Source organism: Scytonema sp. PRP1 (assembly GCF_036697665.2).
Taxonomy (GTDB): Bacteria; Cyanobacteriota; Cyanobacteriia; order Cyanobacteriales; family Nostocaceae; genus Kalymmatonema; species Kalymmatonema gypsitolerans.
The window spans coordinates 1-21,877 of record NZ_JBAHYJ020000014.1; the positions used below are offsets into that span (position 1 = coordinate 1).

17 protein-coding genes and 4 pseudogenes are annotated in these 21,877 nt (G+C 44.0%); 16 read left to right on the forward strand and 5 right to left on the reverse strand.

The genetic code is table 11. From position 1 onward, the window contains the following. From V5G28_RS01780 to ggt, 9 genes and pseudogenes are all read left to right on the forward strand, one after another. Positions 1-245: pseudogene (locus V5G28_RS01780) on the forward strand (ATP-binding cassette domain-containing protein); the annotation flags it as partial. Next, positions 242-886 (forward strand): annotated as a pseudogene (locus V5G28_RS01785) (ABC transporter permease). The pseudogenes V5G28_RS01780 and V5G28_RS01785, both read left to right, overlap by 4 nt. A gap of 55 nt (positions 887-941) precedes the next feature. Beyond that, positions 942-1,919: a glycine betaine ABC transporter substrate-binding protein gene (locus V5G28_RS01790; RefSeq protein WP_332992755.1), complete on the forward strand. Its 978-nt coding sequence runs from the start codon at positions 942-944 to the stop codon at positions 1,917-1,919. Between the two features lie 235 nt (positions 1,920-2,154). Further along, the gene (locus V5G28_RS01795) at positions 2,155-2,892 is read left to right on the forward strand and encodes a phytochelatin synthase family protein (RefSeq protein WP_332992757.1); all 738 of its coding nucleotides are present in this window, start codon (positions 2,155-2,157) and stop codon (positions 2,890-2,892) included. 472 nt (positions 2,893-3,364) lie between these two features. After that, on the forward strand, positions 3,365-4,579 hold the full coding sequence (locus tag V5G28_RS01800; protein WP_332992759.1) for an HlyD family efflux transporter periplasmic adaptor subunit: 1,215 nt from the start codon (positions 3,365-3,367) through the stop codon (positions 4,577-4,579). 29 nt (positions 4,580-4,608) lie between these two features. Further along, positions 4,609-5,874 carry an ABC transporter permease DevC gene (gene devC, locus V5G28_RS01805; protein ID WP_332992761.1) on the forward strand — a complete coding sequence of 422 codons (1,266 nt, stop codon included), beginning with the start codon at positions 4,609-4,611 and terminating at the stop codon, positions 5,872-5,874. A 363-nt stretch (positions 5,875-6,237) separates the two neighbouring features. Further along, on the forward strand, positions 6,238-6,915 hold the full coding sequence (locus tag V5G28_RS01810; RefSeq protein ID WP_332992763.1) for a DevA family ABC transporter ATP-binding protein: 678 nt from the start codon (positions 6,238-6,240) through the stop codon (positions 6,913-6,915). A 313-nt stretch (positions 6,916-7,228) separates the two neighbouring features. Beyond that, positions 7,229-7,516 carry a hypothetical protein gene (locus tag V5G28_RS01815; RefSeq protein WP_332992765.1) on the forward strand — a complete coding sequence of 96 codons (288 nt, stop codon included), beginning with the start codon at positions 7,229-7,231 and terminating at the stop codon, positions 7,514-7,516. 67 nt (positions 7,517-7,583) lie between these two features. Continuing rightward, positions 7,584-9,467 (forward strand): gamma-glutamyltransferase, encoded by a 1,884-nt coding sequence (gene ggt, locus V5G28_RS01820; RefSeq protein ID WP_332992767.1) that lies wholly within the window; start codon positions 7,584-7,586, stop codon positions 9,465-9,467. A gap of 71 nt (positions 9,468-9,538) precedes the next feature. Here ggt and V5G28_RS01825 read toward each other — a convergent pair whose 3' ends face one another. Beyond that, positions 9,539-9,799, reverse strand: coding sequence for a hypothetical protein (locus tag V5G28_RS01825; RefSeq protein ID WP_096561544.1), 261 nt, complete (start codon positions 9,797-9,799; stop codon positions 9,539-9,541). 269 nt (positions 9,800-10,068) lie between these two features. Then, positions 10,069-10,650: a DUF1802 family protein gene (locus V5G28_RS01830; RefSeq protein WP_096561545.1), complete on the reverse strand. Its 582-nt coding sequence runs from the start codon at positions 10,648-10,650 to the stop codon at positions 10,069-10,071. A 627-nt stretch (positions 10,651-11,277) separates the two neighbouring features. Here V5G28_RS01830 and V5G28_RS01835 point away from each other — a divergent pair. The 5 genes and pseudogenes from V5G28_RS01835 to V5G28_RS01855 form a co-directional block, all read left to right on the forward strand. After that, positions 11,278-11,488 (forward strand): annotated as a pseudogene (locus tag V5G28_RS01835) (aldo/keto reductase); the annotation flags it as partial. A gap of 502 nt (positions 11,489-11,990) precedes the next feature. Then, positions 11,991-12,701, forward strand: a complete 711-nt coding sequence (locus tag V5G28_RS01840) for a hypothetical protein (protein WP_332992771.1) — start codon at positions 11,991-11,993, stop codon at positions 12,699-12,701. 215 nt (positions 12,702-12,916) lie between these two features. Further along, positions 12,917-13,504, forward strand: a complete 588-nt coding sequence (locus V5G28_RS01845; protein WP_332992773.1) for a L,D-transpeptidase — start codon at positions 12,917-12,919, stop codon at positions 13,502-13,504. A gap of 81 nt (positions 13,505-13,585) precedes the next feature. Beyond that, positions 13,586-14,545, forward strand: a pseudogene (locus V5G28_RS01850) (aldo/keto reductase). A gap of 500 nt (positions 14,546-15,045) precedes the next feature. Further along, the gene (locus V5G28_RS01855) at positions 15,046-17,793 is read left to right on the forward strand and encodes a two-partner secretion domain-containing protein (protein ID WP_332992775.1); all 2,748 of its coding nucleotides are present in this window, start codon (positions 15,046-15,048) and stop codon (positions 17,791-17,793) included. Positions 17,794-18,106: 313 nt separating this feature from the next. Here V5G28_RS01855 and V5G28_RS01860 read toward each other — a convergent pair whose 3' ends face one another. Beyond that, on the reverse strand, positions 18,107-19,057 hold the full coding sequence (locus tag V5G28_RS01860) for an alpha/beta fold hydrolase (RefSeq protein WP_332992777.1): 951 nt from the start codon (positions 19,055-19,057) through the stop codon (positions 18,107-18,109). Between the two features lie 110 nt (positions 19,058-19,167). Between V5G28_RS01860 and V5G28_RS01865 the strand changes: the two genes are divergently transcribed. Next, positions 19,168-20,070, forward strand: coding sequence for a shikimate dehydrogenase (locus tag V5G28_RS01865; protein WP_442994198.1), 903 nt, complete (start codon positions 19,168-19,170; stop codon positions 20,068-20,070). 91 nt (positions 20,071-20,161) lie between these two features. Here the strand turns inward: V5G28_RS01865 and V5G28_RS01870 are convergent, their stop codons facing one another. Beyond that, complete coding sequence (locus V5G28_RS01870; RefSeq protein ID WP_332992781.1) at positions 20,162-20,767, reverse strand: hypothetical protein; 606 nt, start codon at positions 20,765-20,767, stop codon at positions 20,162-20,164. A gap of 190 nt (positions 20,768-20,957) precedes the next feature. On the opposite strand from V5G28_RS01870, the gene V5G28_RS01875 reads away from it, so the two are divergent. Beyond that, the gene (locus V5G28_RS01875; protein ID WP_332992783.1) at positions 20,958-21,467 is read left to right on the forward strand and encodes a hypothetical protein; all 510 of its coding nucleotides are present in this window, start codon (positions 20,958-20,960) and stop codon (positions 21,465-21,467) included. A 73-nt stretch (positions 21,468-21,540) separates the two neighbouring features. On the opposite strand, the gene V5G28_RS01880 is transcribed toward V5G28_RS01875, so the two are convergent. Further along, entirely contained in the window at positions 21,541-21,813 is a 273-nt protein-coding gene (locus V5G28_RS01880; RefSeq protein ID WP_096561553.1) for a YggT family protein, read from the reverse strand. Positions 21,814-21,877: the final 64 nt, after the last annotated feature.

Genomic DNA, 21,877 nt, shown 5'->3' on the forward strand with positions numbered 1-21,877 from the left:
GCACTATCAATCCCATTACGCAGTTCAAAAAGGCATCTGCAACAAGAATTTAAAAGGTTACGGCCGGAATTGGGTAAGACAGTTGTGTTTCTGTAGCTCACGATATCCAAGAAGCATTTGTCTTGGCATCGAGAATTGGGTTAATGGATGGGGGAGAATTGGTAGTGTTAGGTACAACTGAGGAATTTTTGATTCAACATCCAGAAGCCCTCGCATTTCTCCAATGTCTTAAGCCAGTTATATGAATATCAGTGACTTCTTCTTAATAAAATATGCCCCGGAAATCCTGGAACGCAGTTTAGAACACTTATTGCTTGTAGCGATTTCTATCGGGATTGCCACTGTTGTAGGTATTCCACTTGGTATATTAATTACCAGGACAGAAGAATCTCCGTCAACCAATTCTCGGGATTGCGAATATTATGCAAACCGTTCCTAGTCTGGCACTATTTGGCTTGCTTATCCCTGTCCCCTGTGATTGGCGGAATTGGAGCAAACCCTGCAATTTTTGCCCTGATTTTGTATTCTCTATTACCAATTATTCGCAACACTTACACGGGTATTACTGGTGCTGGATTCAGCCATTATAGAAGCTGGGCGGGGGATGGGAATGACAGATAGAGAACTCTTGCTTCAGGTGGAGATTCCCTTGGCGCTGAGTGTTATTCTGGCAGGGGTGCGGGTGGCGACAGTGATTGCGATCGGGATTGCAACCATTGCCGCAGCGATTGGTGCTGGTGGTTTAGGGGAGTTGATTTTTCGAGGTATTTCAGCGGTGAATAATCAGTTGATTTTAGCTGGTGCGATTCCTGCGGCGGTGATTGCTTTACTTGCTGATTTTGCTATCGGCAGGTTGGAGGCGAAATTTAAAATTACAAAAAAATAGGGTGCGTTGTCATTAATAAACCGCAGAGGAAGCAGAGGAGGAGAAAGAGAGATAAATGAAGAGATTTTTTGCCTTTTTCCTTTTAACTTTTGCCTTAGTACTGGGAATCGCCAGTTGTAACCCCAGCACAAGTGGCGGTGGTGGTGGTGATATTGCCGTTGCTTCAAAAGGTTTTACTGAACAAGATATTTTAAGCGAACTTTTAGCACAGCAAATCGAAGCAACAACCAATTTAAAAGTTCAGCGTCTTCGCTTTACGAGTGCGTTAGTCACTCATCAAGCAATTACTGCTGGCAAAATTGATGCTTATGTTGAGTACACGGGTACGGCTTTTACTGTTATTTTAAAACAAAAAGCAATTAATGATCCAAAAGAGGTTTATCAGCGGTTAAAAGAAGCTTACGCTCAACAATTCAATTTAGAAGTGATGGAATCGTTGGGTTTTGAAAACACTTTTGCAATGATTATACGCGGTGAAGATGCAAGTCGTTATAATATCAAAACTCTCTCGGAAGCTGCTCAATATACACCCCAATGGCGTGGTGGTTTTGGCTATGAATTTATAGAACGGGAAGATGGTTTTCCTGGATTGTCTAAAAGCTACGGTTTACGCTTTGCGAAATCTCCTCGAATTATGGATTTGGGGTTGATATACCGGGCGATTCTGCAAAAGCAAGTAGACATGATAAATGGAAATTCTACTGATGGGCAAATTTCTCGCTTGGGTTTAGTGGTGCTAAAGGATGATAGGCAGTATTTTCCACCTTATCAAGCGACTCCAATTGTACGGAAAGAAACTTTGCAAAAGTATCCGGAAGTTAGGAAGGCGATCGCCCAACTTGGTGGAAGAATTTCGGCTTCGGAAATGCGACAATTGAACTATTTAGTTGAGGGCGAGTTACGTGATGTGAAGGAAGTTGTCAGCGAGTTTCGCAAAGCAAAAGGTTTCGCCTCACGCCAAGACGTAAAGTTGGCAAGGAATTTTATCACGGATGCTGCAAATGAAGGATCTGTGGGGCTAACAGATCATTGATTAGACAAGAGTGCAAAAATCAAATTTATGAAAATGAAACCACAGATGGACACAGATGCACACAGATAATTTATTGGTGTTCATCTGTGTAGCCTACGGCACGGCTTACGCCTACATCTGTGGTTCAAAATATCCATTTACCATGACTTTTGCAAAAAAAATATTACATTCTTTATCTTATTGATTCTTGAGGTTTTGTTGATATCATATTATATATTTTTCCAGCAAATGATTTATGAATAATATTTTAATGAAAGTTATCAGATTTCCTTTAAAGGCTTTGATAATAGGTGCTTGTGTTGCTGGTGGAAGTGTCTTTGCTCAAACATTAACTCTGCCACAAAATTTGATTGCTTTCAACTCTCCTGAAGGCGAAAAATTATTATTTGAAAGTCAATCAAGAGACGATTTCTTTCCACTCGGTATGCAGTTTGTTACGCAAAATAATCAAGCATATTGCGGAGTTGCTAGTATCGTTATGGTGCTGAATGGGTTGCAAATTCCTGCACCAGAAGCACAGCAGTATTCTCCTTATCGTGTGTTTACTCAAGAAAACTTTTTTAGTAACGAAGCTACGCGAAAAGTGTTACCACCCGAAGTTGTTTCTCGTATGGGTATGACGCTAGAGCAGATAGGGCAATTATTAGGGAGCTATAACGTTAAGGTCAAGGTTTATCATGCTGCAGACACTAATCTACAAGATTTTAGAAAGCTAGCATCAGAAAATTTGAAACAGCCCGGTAATTTTGTCTTGGTTAATTATTTACGTAAAGAAATTGGACAAGAAAAAGGTGGGCATATTTCCCCATTAGGGGCATATAACGAGCAAAGTGATAGATTTTTAATCATGGATGTTTCGCGTTACAAATATCCGCCGATTTGGGTGAAAACAACAGATTTATGGAAGGCTATGGCAACGCCTGATTCAGTTTCTCGTAAGACTCGAGGATTTGTATTTGTCAGTCGAAATTAAAGACAGAAGGCAGAAGTGCAATAGTCAATACTGCCTTTCGACAGATGCACAATGAATAATTTTCTTGATGGGAACTTCACAGATGCATTTTGAGTCTAACTTGTCTGTAGTTCAATCCTATATAAAAAATAATACTTAGTCAGCCTCTGATAAATTAAGTGTTTATAGGTATTTCAGTAGATTATTCGTTTTTCCTGATATCTTGCACCCTTCGGGTATGCCTTCGGCACGTCTGAGCGCAGAGCGCACGCTACGCGAACGACGAACGCCAGTCCCCTACGGCGGAAAACCCGCCTGCTTTCTCTGGACTCACCATTCTCAAGAAGGAGGAGCCTCTAGCCTCCCAGCCCTCGTTCCCAGGCTCAGCCTGGGAACGAGAATATAGAGGCTCCGCCTCTTATTGATATTGGTGCAAGATGTCAGTTTCTTCACACGCGAGTTATATTGTATCCAAACGAGAACCGCTATCATTATGGTTCAGCCCCAAAATCGATGTACCCGAGGTGTATCTTTCGGTTTTCGCCAGTGGGTGAGTTACACAGTTATTCTCAGCCTTCTCGGTTGGTGTACTGCCTGCGGTGGTACAATCCAGGCACAGGATAATACTTCTGAAACTCCTTCTGCAGCAAATCCCAGTTCTACCACTCGGGTTGTTGCTCTTGGTAAGTTAATCCCAGAAGGAGACGTGATCAAGATTTCAGTCGCAAATGCGCAGGATAGCCGCGTTAACCAAATTTTGGTAAAGGAAGGCGACTTTGTCAAAGCAAATCAAATCATTGCCATCCTTCAGGGAAAAGATAGAGCTGAACAACAGCTGAGGGATGCTAGGGCAAATGTTGCCATTAAACGGGCGCAGTTGCTGAAAATCCAGCAAGGAGACGTAAAAAAGGGAGAAATCACTGCCCAACGTGCGACTATTGTTGAGTTAGAGGCTCGCATTCGTTCTGAAACGAAACAAAGAGAAGCAGCGATCGCCTCTTCTCAAGCAACTCTCCGCAATGCTCAGCTAAAATATCAGCGTAACCTTGCTTTGGTGAAGGAGGGAGCTATCAGTACCTCTAACCTAGATAATGCACAAGAAGAGTTTGACAAGGCTACAGCAATTCTTGCACAAAACAAAGCAGAATTAGAAAACACTAAGACGACTTTACAGGCACAACTGGCTAAAGAACGGGCGAATTTAGCGAAATTGCAAGAAGTTCGCCCAGTCGATGTAGAAATTGCCAAAGCTGAATTAGAACAAGCCTTGATTCAGGTGGAACAACGAAAGGCTGAATTGGATAACACCCAAGTGCGAGTACCGATTTCTGGACAAATCTTAAGAATCAACACCCGCGTTGGAGAACTTGTGAGTACTCAAGAAGGGATAGCAGAATTGGGAAGGACAAACCAAATGTATGCGATCGCCGAAGTCTACGAAACCGATATTGTCAAAGTCCGCCCCGGGCAGCAAGCTATAGTTACGAGTGAATATGGCGGCTTTGGCGGCGATATTCGGGGTAAAGTTGACGAAATTGGTTTACAAATTGGCAAAACGCGTCTTAATCAAGACCAGAGTAACCCAACTAATGATGTCAATGCTCGCGTTGTGGAAGTGAAAATCCGCCTTAACCGACAGGATAGCCCGAAAGTAGCCGCTCTAACAGGTATGCAGGTAAGAGTCAAGATTAATACTGATTCTAAGTAAGGAGGAAATTTCAAAACATCAAAGAAATAATGAACCACAGATGGACACAGATGAAATTTCCCTATTTGAAATCATTCCTCAAAAATGTTGACTTCGAGACTCCCCTTGCTTGGGCGCAATTGTCTCATCAAAAGGTTCGCCTTGCTGTCGCGACGACTGGCGTTTGCTTTGCCAATATCTTGATGTTTAGCCAGCTAGGGCTTCTGGCTATGCTGACAGATGGATCAACCAAACTTCATGAAAGCTTGGCTGGTGATTTGCTGTTAGTATCGTCTTTCAGCCCAAGTTTACTGTTTAGGATATCTTTTCCACGTGCTTACCTTTATCAAGCTGCTGCTGTGGAAGGTGTCGCTTCTGCTAGCCCTGTATATATAGGTAGGGCGAATTGGGTGAATCCTAATCAATTATCTTCTTCTGCAGAGAGTTACATTGCCAAAGGAAAACGCCCACGATCGCGTCTTTTTGGTAACGAGGTTCGGGTCATTGCCTTCAACCCTGCTCAACCTTCTGTGTTGAATATACCAGAGGTCAATCAACAACTGGCGAAATTGGCAATTCCAGATGCTGTATTGTTCGATCGCCTATCCCAATCATCTCTTGGAGACATTCCAGAAATGCTAGGCAAGCGCGAAGAGTTACCAACTATCATGGACAATCACCGCACCTATGTTGTTGGGCTTTTCAATATGGGCAGCACCATGAATGATAAAGGTAATGTCATCATCAGTGACTGGAATTATGCTCAACGCAATGGGCAAAATAGCCTGCAACAAGTCAGGATAGGAGTTTTGACTCTAGAAAAAGGAGCAAACAAACAAACAGTACAAGCAAAATTGCGCGATCGCCTTCCCAAAGATGTTGCTGTGCTGACTCGTGAGGAATTGATTCAACGAGAACAGCAATTCCATGCTTCACAGCCCGAAGGTGTCATCCTGAAGTTTGGTACAATCGTAGGTTTTGTCGTCGGTGTCATAATCCTTTATCAAGTCCTTTACGCTGATATCAGCGACCACCTATCTGAGTATGCCACGCTTAAGGCAATGGGTTATTCGGATCGCTCGCTGCTTATGGTGGTACTTCAGGAAGCCATCATTCTTGGTGTCATGGGGTTTGTCCCCGGCTTTATCGCTTCAGTGGGGATCTATCAATTGCTGGTTACACTCACAAGAATTCCTTTAACCATGAAGGTGAGTGTTGCCATTCAGGTATTTATTCTGACTCTAGTTATGTGTGCCGTATCAGGTGCGATCGCCACAGGAAAACTTCGTTCCGCCGATCCTGCAGATGTGTTTTAATTGACAATTCCCCGGCTTCAACAAGTTGAGGGATAATCAGCATCAAGATTTTTGTGACACCCTATAACCCTTAGATTGAACCTGATTCCTCAACTTACTTTTCAGGGCATGTGGTAAACCTCTCTCCTAGAAGGAGAGAGGCTTTGATTTTTCCCCTTCCCTACTAGGGAAGGGGGCTAGGGGGTTAGGTTTTTCGTGGATTTTTCCAGATAGCGTCAAAAGTCAGGATTCCTCAAACGTTATTAGTTCCTAATGAAAAAATTGAACAGCTATATGAGGAATAGAACTGAATTGACATAATCTGCGTCCTGGTGTCAGTCCTAGTACAAACTTAATTCCTAGTCCAATAATTTAGTCCAACTTATGGAACCTACCGTAGCAGTCTGCAATGTTAACCACGCTTTCGGTCAAGGGATATTGCGTAAACCCGTGCTGAGTGATGTGAATTTGGATATTTACCCAGGAGAAATTGTTATCCTTACTGGTCCCTCTGGTAGTGGTAAAACAACATTATTATCCTTAATTGGAGGATTGCGTTCTGTGCAGGAGGGTAATCTAAAAGTCCTTGGTAAAGAACTACGGGGTATCACTAAAGGACAACTTACTAAAGTCCGGAACAAAATTGGTTTTATCTTCCAACACCACAACTTACTAAAATGCCTAACTGCTTATGGTAATGTCCGTATGTCCCTGAAACTGCACCAGGAAATTCCTAAACAAGAGTATCGACAACGAGCTGTCGCAACACTGCAAGCAGTCGGATTGAGTGATAAGGTGGACTGCTACCCCGCAAATCTTTCAGGAGGACAACAGCAACGGGTGGCGATCGCTCGTGCTTTGGTTGCTCAACCTAGATTATTACTTGCAGACGAACCCACTGCATCGCTGGACAGCAAAACTGGTCGAGATGTTGTTGATATTATCCAGCGCCTTGCAAAAGAAGAGGGCTGCTCTGTGCTACTTGTGACCCACGACAACCGTATCCTAGATATTGCCGATCGCATTGTTCATATGGAAGATGGTCGCATACAACGGCATTGAACAAAAAAGTTTTAACAGTTACCAGTTATCAGTTATCAGTTATCAGTTACCAGTTACCAGTTTTTTGGTCACTGTTCACTGTTCACTGTTTTAATGGCAATTTGGTACTCTAGATATGGGTTTAGCCCTCAATAAAAAGCTAAGATAATCCTTTGGAGCGATCCTGTCTAAATTTGCCCTGTGATCCAATTCTCGGCAAGAAAGCCGTATTTACAGGTGAGGTGATCAGTCCAGTCCTGTAAGCGCTTCCTTGCACGCAGAACAGTTATTACGAAAGTGATGTACTATACAAATAAAATAACAAAAATTAACAATGGTAGAACCCCCAATCAAGAAATCTGACCGTCAGCCCAAAGCAGGTACTGACAACGATTTAGAAAATTCGGATTCTGTGTCTCCTATTGAATCCAATCGCAAAAGCTCAAAACAAAGTGATGAGCGCTCAAAGGGTAAAGGCAAAAGAGGATCCTTTGGGGATGAATCTAGGCAACCGGTTAATCCTGCTTTAGCGCGTGGACCGAAACCCGTTAAGCCGAAAGCCAATGTCAAAACTGAGCCGGAAACCGAATCAGAACCTGTCTCTGAAGAGTCTCAAGAGTGAAGTACCCCAGCGCATGGCGGACTCTTGAATTCCGCCGAATTCGTTAAAAATAATTTGGAGATATAAAATGCGTGTTTTTGACCAATGCACGCGGTTTTCAGGGTCTTTACTTTATCTGTGTTTCTCTGTATTGCTGTTTAGCAGCCACAAAGCAGCATTCGCCTTTGTTGTCTCACCCCTACGTACGAAAAAGGCGATGGTAGTCTCAGCGCATCCTCTAGCAAGTGAAGCGGGGATGGCGATGTTACGCAAGGGTGGTAATGCAGTTGATGCAGCAGTAGCGACCACCTTTGCGATTTCTGTGGTAGAACCTTTTTCAGCGGGAATTGGTGGCGGTGGGTTTTTGCTATTGCATCAGCCGAAAACTGGCGAAATCAAGGCGTTGGACTTTCGCGAACGCGCACCGCTAAAAGCGACAAAAAATATGTATTTGGATGCACAAGGCAAAGTGCGTCCAAATGCAAGTGTAAACGGTTATTTGGCTGCGGGGACACCAGGGACAGTAGCTGGATTGTATGAAGTCCATCGTCGTTATGGTAAGCTGCGTTGGCAAGAAGTGGTGCAACCTGCGATCGCTCTGGCTAAAGATGGTTTCATCGTCTCTCAACAGCAGACTTGGCGTTCCATAAAATTCTACGAGAATCGCAAGCAGGTGATTCTCGATAATCCAGCAGCACGAGCAATTTTTACTCGCAACGGTGAATTTTTTGGTCCTGGGGAAAGGTTGGTACAGAGTGATTTAGGACGAAGTTTGGCAGAAATTGCCAACAATCCCCAAAGTTTTTACACCGGAAATATTGCTCGTGCGATCGCCTCCGACATGACAAAAAACGGTGGTTTAATCACTCGTGACGATCTAAAATCTTACAAACCAGTATGGCGCACTCCAATATGTGGCAATTTCCGCAATGCTAAAATTTGCTCAATGCCACCACCTTCATCAGGAGGCGTTCACCTATTAGAGATTTTAAATATTATCGGTGACACCGATTTAAAATCTTTGGGATGGCACCACCCAGACGCCTTGCACTTGATGGTGGAAGCCATGAAAATAGCTTATGCTGATCGTTCGCAACTTTTAGGCGATCCAGATTTTGTCAAAGTCCCGGTAGCAGAACTTATTAGCCTTGTCTACGCTCAAAAACGGCGTCAACAAATCAATATGCAAAGGGCTACACCTTCAAGTGAGGTTAAGCCAGCAGATAAGCAGATGTTACAGCAGTTTACATCAAATTCGCTTCATTACCCTCAATTATTGCAGCACCTCACCCCCCAACAGAGTCTGTGCAAACCCAGATCGGGACTATTTCTTCCCCTCTCCGCGTGCGGGGAGGGGTTAGGGGTGGGGTTGCGCACCACTCGATATGAATCGCCCGAAACGAGTCATCTTACCGTTGTCGATGAACAGCGCAATGCTGTGAGTTTAACTTTCACGGTAAACTACGGCTTTGGTTCTGGCGTTGTGGTGCCAGGAACTGGTATTCTACTTAATGATGAGATGGATGACTTTGCAGCAGCACCCGGAGTCCCAAATGCATTTGGACTTGTGGGGAATCAAGCGAACGCGATCGCACCGCGCAAAACTCCCTTATCTAGCATGACTCCCACAATTGTCACGGAAAATGGTCGCCTGCGGATGGCTGTGGGTGCGCCTGGTGGTGGTACCATCATCACCCAAGTGTTGCAAGTGATCTTAAATGTATTGGAATACAATATGGATGCAGGCGCGGCTGTTTCTGCACCCCGCATACATCATCAGTGGTTACCAGATGAGTTAAGAGTGGAACCTCTTGGTTTGGATGCTCTCACCCTTGCAGACTTGCAGCGTCGGGGACACAAAATCACCCCGACTGAACCTTGGGGTAATATTAACGCGATTCTCGTCACACCTGATGGAACATTAGAAGGTGCAGCCGATCCGCGTGGAGAAGGTTCCCCCAGAGGTTTCTAAAGAGTGAAAAATGAAAACTCAAGAGTGAAGAAAGTTTTTTATCTTCTATCTTCTATCTTTTATCTTCTGTTCTATCTTTCTGATGACTGAACTGAAGTGGCTGATGGGGAGAACTCGTTTGCTCTTGCACTTGGTATCAAAGTCCAGCCTGCTTTTAACAATTTTTGGTAAGTCGCCCAACCTTTGGAACCGCCTGGTATTTGGTAATCTGGAACTGCATATTGTGGAAAAGCTGTGTAAGGACGCCAAGGTTCATTAGGTGCAGTCTGCAAGTGCAAAACTTTTTCCCCATTGTCGCCAGACTTTGATAACCAGCAGATTCGTCGATACATGGCAAACTCCTCATGTATTTTATTTCGCTTTTAATGCATAATCGCAGAGCGATGTCAAGAGGTACATCACCCTTGTGGGGTACTTTTTTTATGCTTCACAACTGTTAACCTCAACACACGTAACACAATTCAAGGCAAATGTAAGATGTAGACACCTTACAAACGAAAGGGTACAGAAATAAACGCAGCAAGCTTCTACGTTTAGCCAATGTTATCTGTGGTTCACAAAAATGTATGTATGTTTGAGTACTTTTTTAGATAGTTATGCCTTATATGGATGAGGCATATAGCTTATCGGTAACGATGTTGCGAATTTGGGCGACTAATTGAGTGTATGTTGAATCAGACAAAACTGGTTCTGCTCCTTGCCGTGAAATCGCTTGAGTCAAATCAATCCATGATTTACACCCGCCATATTCGCGACAATAGGGAATTTCCTGCTCTTGAGGGAGTTTGTAAGTCCGCAGCAGGAGAATATACAGTGGCTGACGCGGTTTCCAATTGAGGCGATCGCTAATAAAGTACTCATTCCAGATATGGAACGGAAGTAAAGCATTGACTATTGACTCATCACTGACTGGGAAAATATCCGTAATTTCAGCCCAACTGCTGATACGGACTGTTTCTGGATGCCAGCCAGGTGTTACGGGAACAACGAGATTAGCATACTCGGGTTTGAGCAAGAAAGGTTGTTGATGTTCAAACGTTGGGTAAAGCAATATTTCCTTGTGGGCAACTTGGAAGTGTCCATTGCGTTCGTGGATACCACCTTTGCGAAGCAGCATAATTGTTTTACCTGTTTCCAAGGCGTTGATAGCAACAGCCCATTCTTTGAGTGCATGATTCGTCATCTAAAAATCTCCGGGAGTGTGGAAACCGTGTGTCTTTAGACCACGGAGGAAACACGGTATTCGCTTCGCTCTCTACGGCTAATTTATTAGCCGTTTAAGTATCCGTGAATACCATTGCCGCCTTGGGATTACTTGATTCGGGGTGCTATTGTATTGCACTTTCAACGAGACAATTACCGTTTCAAATCGTTCACCCTGTACGCACAACGGTTTTGCTCAAAAGAGCCTTCCCTTGCGGGAGTGATGTTAGCCTAGCCAAAGTTATCGGTCGGTACTATCCAAACAGCACTGTCTTACCCCTCGTAAAACTGGTTAACCATTTGGTTCTAGAGCTACAGACTGGCTGCGTATCCGTAGGTAGGAACTTAAACACTTGCCGATAACGTAGTACACAGGGTACTTAAGCGGGTCAGCTATCTAGAGAGGGAGGCACGAAGCCCCGTCTCTTTAGAGCGGGGTGCTGACAGTCAGTTCTTGCATAAGCATCTACTGTAACTCTGATTTAATTTGAAACCAAGACCGATAGACTAGGTCACTGTCTGAGGAAATGAATTAAGGAACAGTTAAGAAGGAATTATGGAAAATTGAAAGCTTGGTAGATTGGATGTGAGAATCACGCCTATTCTCATGGAGACATGGCAAGCTGGTAAAAAAGCATGGATGGGAGTTGAGGATACTGACTCGATTAGCCATAGGAGCAGCATTTGAAGCTAGTATCACAACAATGGACACCGCTGGAGTTTATGGTGACGCGTACTTAAGGCGAATTGTTGCTGAAGCTTTATCTGATGTTTGCCATCAAGTGGAGTTTACCACGAAAGTTTTTGCCAACCATGTTACTGCTACTTACAACGGTTTTCTGTAAGGTGTTCCTTGCCTCACCAATATCTTAAATATCCATTAGATAAGCTTTTATAAGTAAGGGACACCCGAAGATTTGTGGCTTAATCATAAGAATAAGCGCTGTAACAATCGAAAATCAAGAATGTCTCTAAATTTCACGCTTTTAATCGTATTTTTAAATAAAACCTATTGAAGACCGAAGTTTTTAGCATATTTTTTCTTAAAATCAACTGCTTTAAGTTAGTAAAAACAAAGCTGATTCCACAAAAAATGTATTCTCAAGTACAAGCTTGTGGAATATGAGACTATGCTTTAGGCAGAGGAGCAACAAAATTAACAGAGTTAACTTTTAAAGAGAAATATCAACATCAAGTTAAATACTTCTGACCAACAGAGTGAATTAATTGCAGTTCAGAAGTGCCACAACATTTTGTCAAAATTTCTGCAAATTGCGTGGTAGGTTAAAAGTTTTTCAGCTTCAACCTAAGGAGATACAAATGAACGGAAACAACAGCAAAAATTTCTTCCAAACCCTTGCTAGCCTCGTAGGAGTTGCTAGTGCCAGTGCTTTACTCAGTCTCCCAGCATCTGCACTGCCAAATTCCAGCTCTAGAAGCACTGTAATTAGTGAAGCCCCAGAAGGCACCTTATACTCCCAAGCCTCCCAAAGAGGCCCAGGGCAACCCACGGGTGGTTCCACCGGCACAAGCGGGCAATATGGTGGCAGCGGTACCACCGGCGGAAGTACTGGCACAAGCGGGCAATATGGCGGCAGTGGTACCACCGGCGGAAGTACTGGCACAAACGGGCAATATGGTGGCAGCGGTACCACCGGCGGAAGTACTGGCACAAGCGGGCAATATGGTGGCAGCGGTACTACCGGCGGAAGTACTGGCACAAGCGGGCAATATGGCGGCAGCGGTACTACCGGCGGAAGTACTGGCCCAAGCGGGCAATATGGCGGCAGCGGTACTACCGGCGGAAGTACTGGCACAAGCGGGCAATATGGCGGTAGCGGTACTACCGGCGGAAGTACTGGCACAAGCGGGCAATATGGCGGTAGCGGTACTACCGGCGGAAGTACTGGCACAAGCGGGCAATATCAAAATGACGGCACTACCGGAACCCAGCAAAATACAGGTGGTTCCGGCACAACAGGCGGACAAAATACTGGTGGAGGTAGTGGAGGTGTCAGAGGGCTGTGGTAAATTCCCTTAGGATTTCCTAGCTCTACACACACTGGCAAAGTTGTTAAGTGTAGTGCCTCTGATTATTCTTTCCTAGACTACCGAAATTACTCCTGCAAGTACTGGTGAAATTCTACTAGTTATCAGGGGTAATTTTTATCTGAATTACCCTCAAGATAGATGTTTAACAACTTACTAATGTAATTGGATACTAAATAATTTGTTGCAAATTATTTATGAAACTAAAGCAATCAGTCAGGTTGTTTTTTTTAATTGGTGCAGTTGGGTTATGTTCAAGCCCTCAGATATCGTTAGCTTCTGAGCAGACTTTTGATTCTAACAACTCTTTCAATAATTCAGTTACTGTACCGACTAATTATTATCTCGATGATTTACAAAATCAACCTACTTACGATGATTTACAAAATCAACCTACTTACCTAAAGATAAGTCTTAGCCGCCGTCAAGTAACCCTGTATCGAGGGAAAACCGAAATTAAAAGTTATCCGATTGCAGTAGGTCGCCGAGGCTGGCAAACGCCAATTGGCAATTTTCGAGTACGTGAAATGTTAGAAAATCCTACTTGGATACACCCTTTGAAAAAAGGTATAGCTATCCCAGGAGGAGACCCTGAAAATCCTCTTGGTCGCTACTGGATTGGATTTTGGACAAACGGTAAAAATTGGATTGGCTTTCATGGTACCCCTAATCCTGAGTCAGTAGGCAAAGCAGTCTCACACGGTTGTATTCGGATGTACAACAAGGATGTTGAGGAATTATTCTCTCAAGTGAGGATTGGAACACCAGTGACTGTTGTGCAGTAGCATATAGTCCTCGTCAACAACAGCTATCTATCTAGCTCAGTTGCGTAATCTTAAGAAAACATGACTTGTCAGGATTGAAACATGGAAAAGCGACGCTTGGGTACATCGGAAGTGCAAATCACACCTATCCTTATGGGGACTTGGCAAGCTGGTTAAAAAATGTGGGTGGGGGTTGAGGACACTGACTCGATTAAAGCAATACGAGCAGCATTTGAAGCTGGGATCACGACAATTGACACCGCTGAAGTTTATGGTGACGGACACTCGGAACGCATTGTTGCTGAAGCTTTATCTGATGTTCGCGATCAACTGGAGTATGCGACGAAAGTTTTTGCTAACCATCTCAAGTACGATCAAGTGATTTCGGCTTGTGAACGCTCCCTCAAAAACCTCAAAACTGACTACATAGACCTTTACCAAATTCATTGGCCCGCTGGCTCCTTCAATTCTGAAGTTGTCCCTATTGAGGAGACAATGAGCGCTCTTAACCACCTCAAAGAGCAAGGGAAAATTCGGGCTATTGGTGTTTCCAATTTTTCGCGTGTTCAATTGGAAGAAGCATCTCAATACGGACGTATTGATAGCTTACAACCTCCCTATTCTTTGTTCTGGCGGTCTGTAGAAAAGGATGCAATGCCTTATTGTATCGAAAACCAGATTAGCATCATTGCTTATTCACCTTTAGCTCAGGGATTGTTGACAGGGAAATTCGGACCTGGTCACAAATTTGACCCACAAGACAACCGCGCCAAAAATAAGCTGTTTCAGGGAGAAAACTTTGAACGTGCTCAACAAGCTTTAGAAAAACTGCGTCCGATTAGCGATCGCCATCATTGTACCCTTGCTCAGTTAGCCCTGGCATGGCTCATTGCCCAACCACAGGCGAATGCAATAGCTGGTGCGCGTCATCCCGAACAAGCGATCGCAAACGCCCAAGCTGCTTCTGTTCAACTTTCTACAGAGGATCTTCAAGAAATTGATGCCATTGGGCGTATTGTGACTGACCATTTGGACGATGGCTCAGTTATGTGGAATTGGTGATTTAGACAGAGGTGTAGAAAAATTCAAAATTCATCTCTGTACGGCGTTCAAAAAATAATTTTGAATTTTGAATGGATTTACTCCTTATTGAGAAGTTCTACAACTTATTAACTTAGGTTAACAACCGCTTGCAATTCCATATTGAGGTGATAACTTATAGATAAGACACCAAACAAGGCACTACCAAACTGAAAAGGGCAAATGACCCGGTGTCTCCTGTCAGTAGCCCGAGCAAATGTCAGCATAAGTCTGATGATAAGTGGCACAGCGCCCTAGTTGAGAGGCGAAGCCAAATCCCAAAGCGGAAAAACAAATGTATGCTGAGTTTGCTAGTATCTTTGTACACCCTAGTTATTGACCGTTTACATTTTTTAACGATAAAAGCAGTTTGATCACTACGAACCTTTTTAAAAAACCTGGTCACCGTTGACCAGGTTTTCGCGTTTTATATAGGGTTTAGGTTAAGTAAACATGCTTAACTAAACAGTGATGCAACTGCTATGCAGCTAGGGGGTGCAATGTCGGGTTTAGGTCGTATTCGTTGCGGTTGGTTCTTAGGTATTGCGATAGGGAGTGTCAGCGTTTGCAGTGCAAATTGTGCGATTGGGCAAAGCCCACTGCCTTCGGCAATCGCTCAAATTACCCCCGATGGCACTCTACCTAATAATTCCAGTGTCACAAGAGAGAGTAATATTTTCAATATCACTGGTGGAACCTCAGCAGGAAACAATCTGTTCCACAGTTTTGAGCAGTTTTCTGTACCCACTGGGAGTACGGCTTACTTTAATAATGCTGTTGACATTCAAAACATTATTAGTCGGGTGACGGGTAAGTCTATTTCTAATATTGATGGTTTGATTCGAGCCAATGGTACAGCGAACCTGTTTCTGATGAATCCGAATGGAATTATCTTTGGACCGAATGCCAGTTTAAATATTGGCGGCTCGTTTTTGGCGACGAGTGCAAGCAGTTTCAAGTTTCCTGATGGTAGCTTTTTCGGTGCGGTGCCATCATCACAAGATAAACCCCTGTTGACGATAACAGCACCTGTGGGATTAGGTATGGGGAGCAATCCAGGAACGATTCAGGTACAAGGACCAGGGCACGAAATTGTCTATGAGGAGCTAAGCAAGGAAAAACCCCGTCCCAAAATTGACACGACTTTTACGGGATTGCAAGTCAGGGCGGGAAAAACCTTAGCACTTGTAGGAGGGAATGTCTCTGTTGAAGGTGGCGTACTTAGGTCACCAGCAGGACGTATTGAAATTGGCAGTTTTGACAGTAATGGGGTTGTGAATCTTCTACCAGTACAAGAAGGTTGGAAGCTGGGTTATGAAGGCACTCCCAGTTTTAGAGACATCCAGTTTTCTGATAAAGCGTTCGTGAATACCACAGGAAATGGCAGTGGTTCTATTGCAGTTGCAGGTAGGAATATCAATTTCACAGGGCAATCAATTCTATTAGCTGATACGCTTGGTGATAAAAATGGCGGAGAAATTAGCATTGTCGGTGAACAGATAGTTTTCAATCAGTCCAACATCAGCTCTAACACCTTCAGTTCGGGGAATGCCGGACAAATTAAACTGGATGCCAACAACATCAAATTTGAGAATCGGTCTAGTGCGAGCATTCAGACATGGGACAGTGGTGACGCGGGAAATATCAAGATTCGTGCAAATTCTTTGGGGATAAAGGGCAACTCGGGGTTTGTTAGCATAACGACAGAAAATAGCACAGGTAAAGCCGGAGACATCAACATTACTGTCAAAGGTCCATTGATGATTGTCGATACAGGTATAGTTACCAACACCTCTGGCACGGGTAACGCGGGTAAAATTACCATTAATACAAATTCTTTGCAAATTGAACACTCGAATGTCTCTAGCCGTGTGGTGAACGCAGGTAAAGCCGGAGAAATCAACCTTTATGTCGCGGACTCTCTTGCAATCAAACGTACAGACATAACTACGGACACCTCAGGCACGGGTGACGCTGGCAAAATCAATATCTACGCAAATTCTTTTCGGCTTGAAGATGCAGGTGTTGTTAGCCAGACGCGGGAAAATAGCACAGGTAAGGCTGGAGAAATCAACATTAATGTCGCAGATTCTTTGGAGTTACCGTACAGTGGTGGTATAAATACAAATACCAAATCTCCAAGTGATGCTGGAAAAATCAATATTAGTGCAAATTCTTTTCTGCTGGAAAACTCAGCGGTCCTTAGCAATACGGAGGGAAGTAGCACAGGTAAGGCTGGAGAAATCAACATTACTGTCGCAGGTGCATTTACAATCAAAAAGGCAGGTGCCCAAACCAATACCTTCGGTAGTGGTAATGCTGGAGACTTGAAGGTGCGAGCAAAAACTTTAGTTCTTGACAATGGAGGGGGATTGGAAGTTCTAAGTACTGGTAATGGTGACGCTGGTAATTTGACGATTGTGGCAGATACCATTAAGCTTGAGCATGACAGTGCGATTCGTGCAACCACTACCTCTGGTAATGGAGGCGACCTTCAACTAAACGTTGCTAAGTTACTGTTGCTACGTGATGGTAGCAGCATTTCTGCTACTGCAGGTACTGAGAATGCTGGTGGCAATGGTGGCAACATCACCATCAATGTTCCAAAGGGCTTTATTGTTACTGTCAGGGGTGAAAATAGCGACATCACTGCTAATGCGTTTAATGGCAAGGGTGGGAATGTCAGAATCAACGCTAGTGGTATTTTTGGCATCGCTCCACTGAGTCGGCAAGACCTTGAGAAGTTGAACCCTACAGACCCGCGTCAAATTCCGACAAATGACATCACAGCCATTTCCCAGACAAGTCCTACTTTAAACGGTCAGGTAACTATCAACACGCCCAATGTTGACCTCAATCGGGGATTAGTCCAACTGCCAACAAATCTAGTTGATGCCTCACAGCAAATTGACACAAGCTGCAATCCCAACAGCAGGCAAAGAGCTAGTTCGTTTGTGATGACAGGACGTGGCGGATTACCTCCTAACCCCATAACTGAACTCCTTAACAGTGATGCGGTGCTGGTTGATTGGATATCGCTTAAACCAAGCACAGAAAAACGCTCTACTGCATCTGTTACAACCAAACCATCTACACCTATACCAGAACCGATAGTAGAAGCGACTGGGTGGGTGATAAATAAAAACGGAGAAGTGGTTCTTACAGCTAATCCGCCTACCACCACGCCTCATAGTCCTTGGCTAACCCCAGCATCTTGCAGAGCAAGTTAGAAGCCCAAACGGAGTAATATCATGTCCGGCAAATTACCCATAATTACAGAACCCCACCCCTAACCCCTCCCCGCAAGCGGGGAGGGGACGTGAAGCGTAGCTTTACGGGGGACTCGGGGTCCCCTCTGGGGATAGGGGGAGGGGGTTTTCCAGGATTTGTTGGTAATTGAGCGGACATAATAGAATATCAAGCCTCTTACTTACCAAGCTTGATATATAACCATTTGCGATTCAATGAGGTACATCTGTAAGGGCGCAATGCCTTGCGCCTTTACATCGGGTGTACTTCATACAGATGAAAACCGCTATAAGCCTAACCCATAACTGTAGACAAAACCCAATCACCTAACAGACGATTTACCTCATCTGGTACTTCATCATGGGGACAATGACCAGCCCGCAGGAAATGTTCTGTCAGTTGAGGATAGTATTGCCGAAATTTGTTTGAACGTTCTCTAGCATTCACCCAAGGGTCAGCTTCTCCCCACAACAGCAACAGAGGACAAGTTAACTGCTTCAGCAGCACATCAACTTTTTCCCCTTGAGGAGTGCTAAACACAGACGTAAACACATCCAATGCACCTGAGTCGCACGCAGGGCGATAAATTTCTTCTACTAATTGGTCTGTAATCGCGCTTTTGTCAAGATAAACCTTCTCCAAAGTTTGGCGAATAACCCAAGGTTGTTTTATGTATTGGAATAAAAGAAACTGGGCTAAAGGTTGTTGAAAAATCCACTTGACAACATCACCAAGTAGTTTTTGCAGCTGTTCGTTCGCCTTCAAAGGAGGAGGAGGCTCAATTTCAGTTTGTAAAGCTTCTGGTTCAGCTGAAGGCTGGTTTTCGCTAAAAGGACCAGCACTGTTAAGCAATACCAAGCCTGCTGCTGCATCAGGGCGTTGTCCTGCGACACACAAACTGGCATATCCTCCAAGGGAATTGCCTGCTAACACTGCCTTTTGACCAATCACTTCCGTGATAAAGTCGTAAAGTTGGTCGCGCCACAAGTCGCCACTGTATTCCAATTTAGGTTTTGCGGAACGCCCAAATCCTAAAAGGTCAATGGCGAAGACTTCAAAATCGTTACACAGTCCGCTGAGATTCTTGCGCCAGTGGTCTGTGGATGCACCAAACCCATGTACCAATAACAAGGGAGGACGTTGCGTGTGCTTTTCTCCCGCTTGTACGTAATAAATTCTATGCCCTCGCCACTGCCAATATTTACCTGGAATTGGGGTTGTAGAGGGGGCTATTGTTCCCTGCATGATCCGAACAAATGTTAAGTACCTTTTAATAATTGTAACGGAGTCATGAGAGTCATTTGTGGTTCGTATCAGTGAATAATGACTAATGACTCATGACTCATGACAAACGAATGATTACAGGCAAAACCAAACTGCTTGGAGTGATTGGGTATCCGGTGGAACATTCCCTATCGCCAGTGATGCATAATGCTGCGATCGCCGCTTGCGGCACTGGGCAAAGCCCAATCGCCCATTTAGGATTAGATTACGTCTATGTCCCCTGGACCATAGAACCACAGAATTTAGAAATCGCTATTCAAGGCTTTGCCGCTGTCGGTGTAGTTGGCTTTAACGTCACAATTCCTCATAAACAAGCAATTCTACCTTTGCTATCAGAAATTTCACCCATTGCCAAAGCCGTAGGGGCAGTCAATACTATTAGTCGCAAAGATAACAAATGGATTGGCACAAACACTGACGTAGAAGGATTTCTCGCCCCTTTACGAACAACCTATAACCGAGATTGGAGCCAGACGGTAGCCGTGATTTTAGGCAATGGTGGTGCAGCCAGGGCAGTTGTTGCAGGTTGTGCGCAATTGGGTTGTGCCAAGATTTTGGTCATTGGACGCAACGCCCAAAAGTTAGAAGAATTTCGCAAGAGTTGGGACAATTCACTCGAATCGAAAAATTTGCACATCTATCAATGGGATGAACTACCAAAATTAATTCCACAAGCAAACTTGATAGTAAATACAACTCCTATTGGGATGTATCCTAAGGTAGAGGAATCACCTTTGAGTGCAGCGGAAATGGCGAATTTGCCACCGCAAGCGATCGCCTACGATTTGATCTACACCCCTAACCCAACAAAATTTCTCCAACAGGCGCAGCAACTGGGTGTCATTGCGATTGATGGATTGGAAATGCTCGTTCAACAAGGCGCAGCAGCGTTAAAAATCTGGTTGCAACGGGACACTGTTCCTGTTGATGTCATGCGCCAAGCCGTGCGAAAGCACCTCGGTTTAACAAGTTAGAGCATAAGTCTGATGAGGAGGAAGAGGAGTCTGTTCCTCATCAGACTTATGCCGTACCTTATAAATTTTGAATTGATTTGTCCCTCACTCCTCACCCCTGCAGTCTTCGCCAATTAAAGCGATTCCATTCGTATATACCTTGAATTTCAAACTCAGAGCCGTTGTTGAAGCGGATGATGCAGTTGGTACACGAGTCATCACCATTGCTTATTTCATCAACCTTTATGACGATGCAGGAATACCATTCCGGGGGACAAGGACTATTCTCTTGTACCCATTCCCAAAGAGCATTGCAAACTTCAATGCGATCGCCTACCTTCAGCTTGAGGAGATCCTGAGCAGAATACTTCTCAAAATGATATGGCTCAATCCGATTCAACCACTGCAAACCATAGCGATCGCGAATAAATTGTACTGCTCCAGAATGATTTTCTTGCAGCCAGTCGTTCAGTAACTGGGCTTTCCACGAGCGGTTTTCTTCTTCTTGTGCTTTGACGAACTCAAAAAATACTTGCAATTCCTCTTGTGTCAGTTCGTCTAAAGGATTGGCGATATCAGACACAGTAGGATGAGATCCCTTCATTTGCTCTAAGACTTGCAGTAATATCTCTTTCTGCGTATCAGAGAGAGGGCAGCTTGCGACATCACAACGATAAAACGCTGCTTGCAAGGCTACTTTAATCTCATCTGGACTCATAAGTGACGTAGCAATTTAGGGTTTAATATTTAATAATTATTACAAAAGTTAAAAAGAACTTGCCAATACCTTAAGAGTGAATTTCGCTTAACTTGAGGTTGAAAATACTGCTTAGAAGCTTTTCGCCTGTGCTGAGTTAGCCGCAGCCGTTCTGTTGTTACAAATCTCGTTATTTCTTGTTATTTGAGATATGGAAAAGAAAAATCGCCTAGTATCGTTGTTGAATCTCCTGCCTTTAGCTATTAGGAACTTCTTAGAACTCAGTACCCACTACTTAGGACTACTTAAGGTTATTTTGATTTCCTGTGTTATTGGGGTTCTATCGTGGGTGTTGACTCCAAGTGCCGTAGCGCTGACACAGATTAAACTATCTAACATTTCCTATCATGAATGCCCACAAGAACTCGCGCAAGGAGCCGTTACGAGTGGGACAACGATGGCAGCCAACTGCTTTATTGTTACAGGTAAAGCTCAAAATGGCACTAACAAAACGGTCTACGATGCAGATATTTTTGGGCGCATTTATGATGCCAACAATGACTCAGTGATGCAAAACCGTACCCGTCTTGGTTCTATTGACGAAATTCCACCAGGCGACAGTGATTTTGAATTAAGGATTTCTGTCCCTGCAAATCAGCCGTTACCCTTGAAGTTGAAGCAGTTCAAGGCGGCGGGATTTGGCGCTCAAGTTCGTAAATAGTTAGACAAAATAAATTTGTAGAGACGTTTTTCACAAGCGTCTCTACAAAGGTTGCTATATCTTTGGTGTAGACTTAACCAACTAATGGAATGGTACTTAGCGAGGCGAGCAAAGAACTCAATAAGTTGAGTAACAGAAACGCCAAGAGTGGGGAAAAATCAATGCCGCCCAACGGGGGAATGATGGAACGGAACAGATTGAGGTAGGGATCGGTAATCTGGCTCAAAGCAGCAAATGGTTGGTTGTACCAGTTGATACTGGGGAACCATGTCAGGAGGACTCTAATAATCAGTAGAGTGCTATAAATCTGTATGAAAGTACTCAGTGTGGTAATCAGTAGACTCATGGATTGGTTGATTTCCTGTTAAGTGTCAAATGCGGTCTTATCATTAATTTTAAATTAGCCTCTG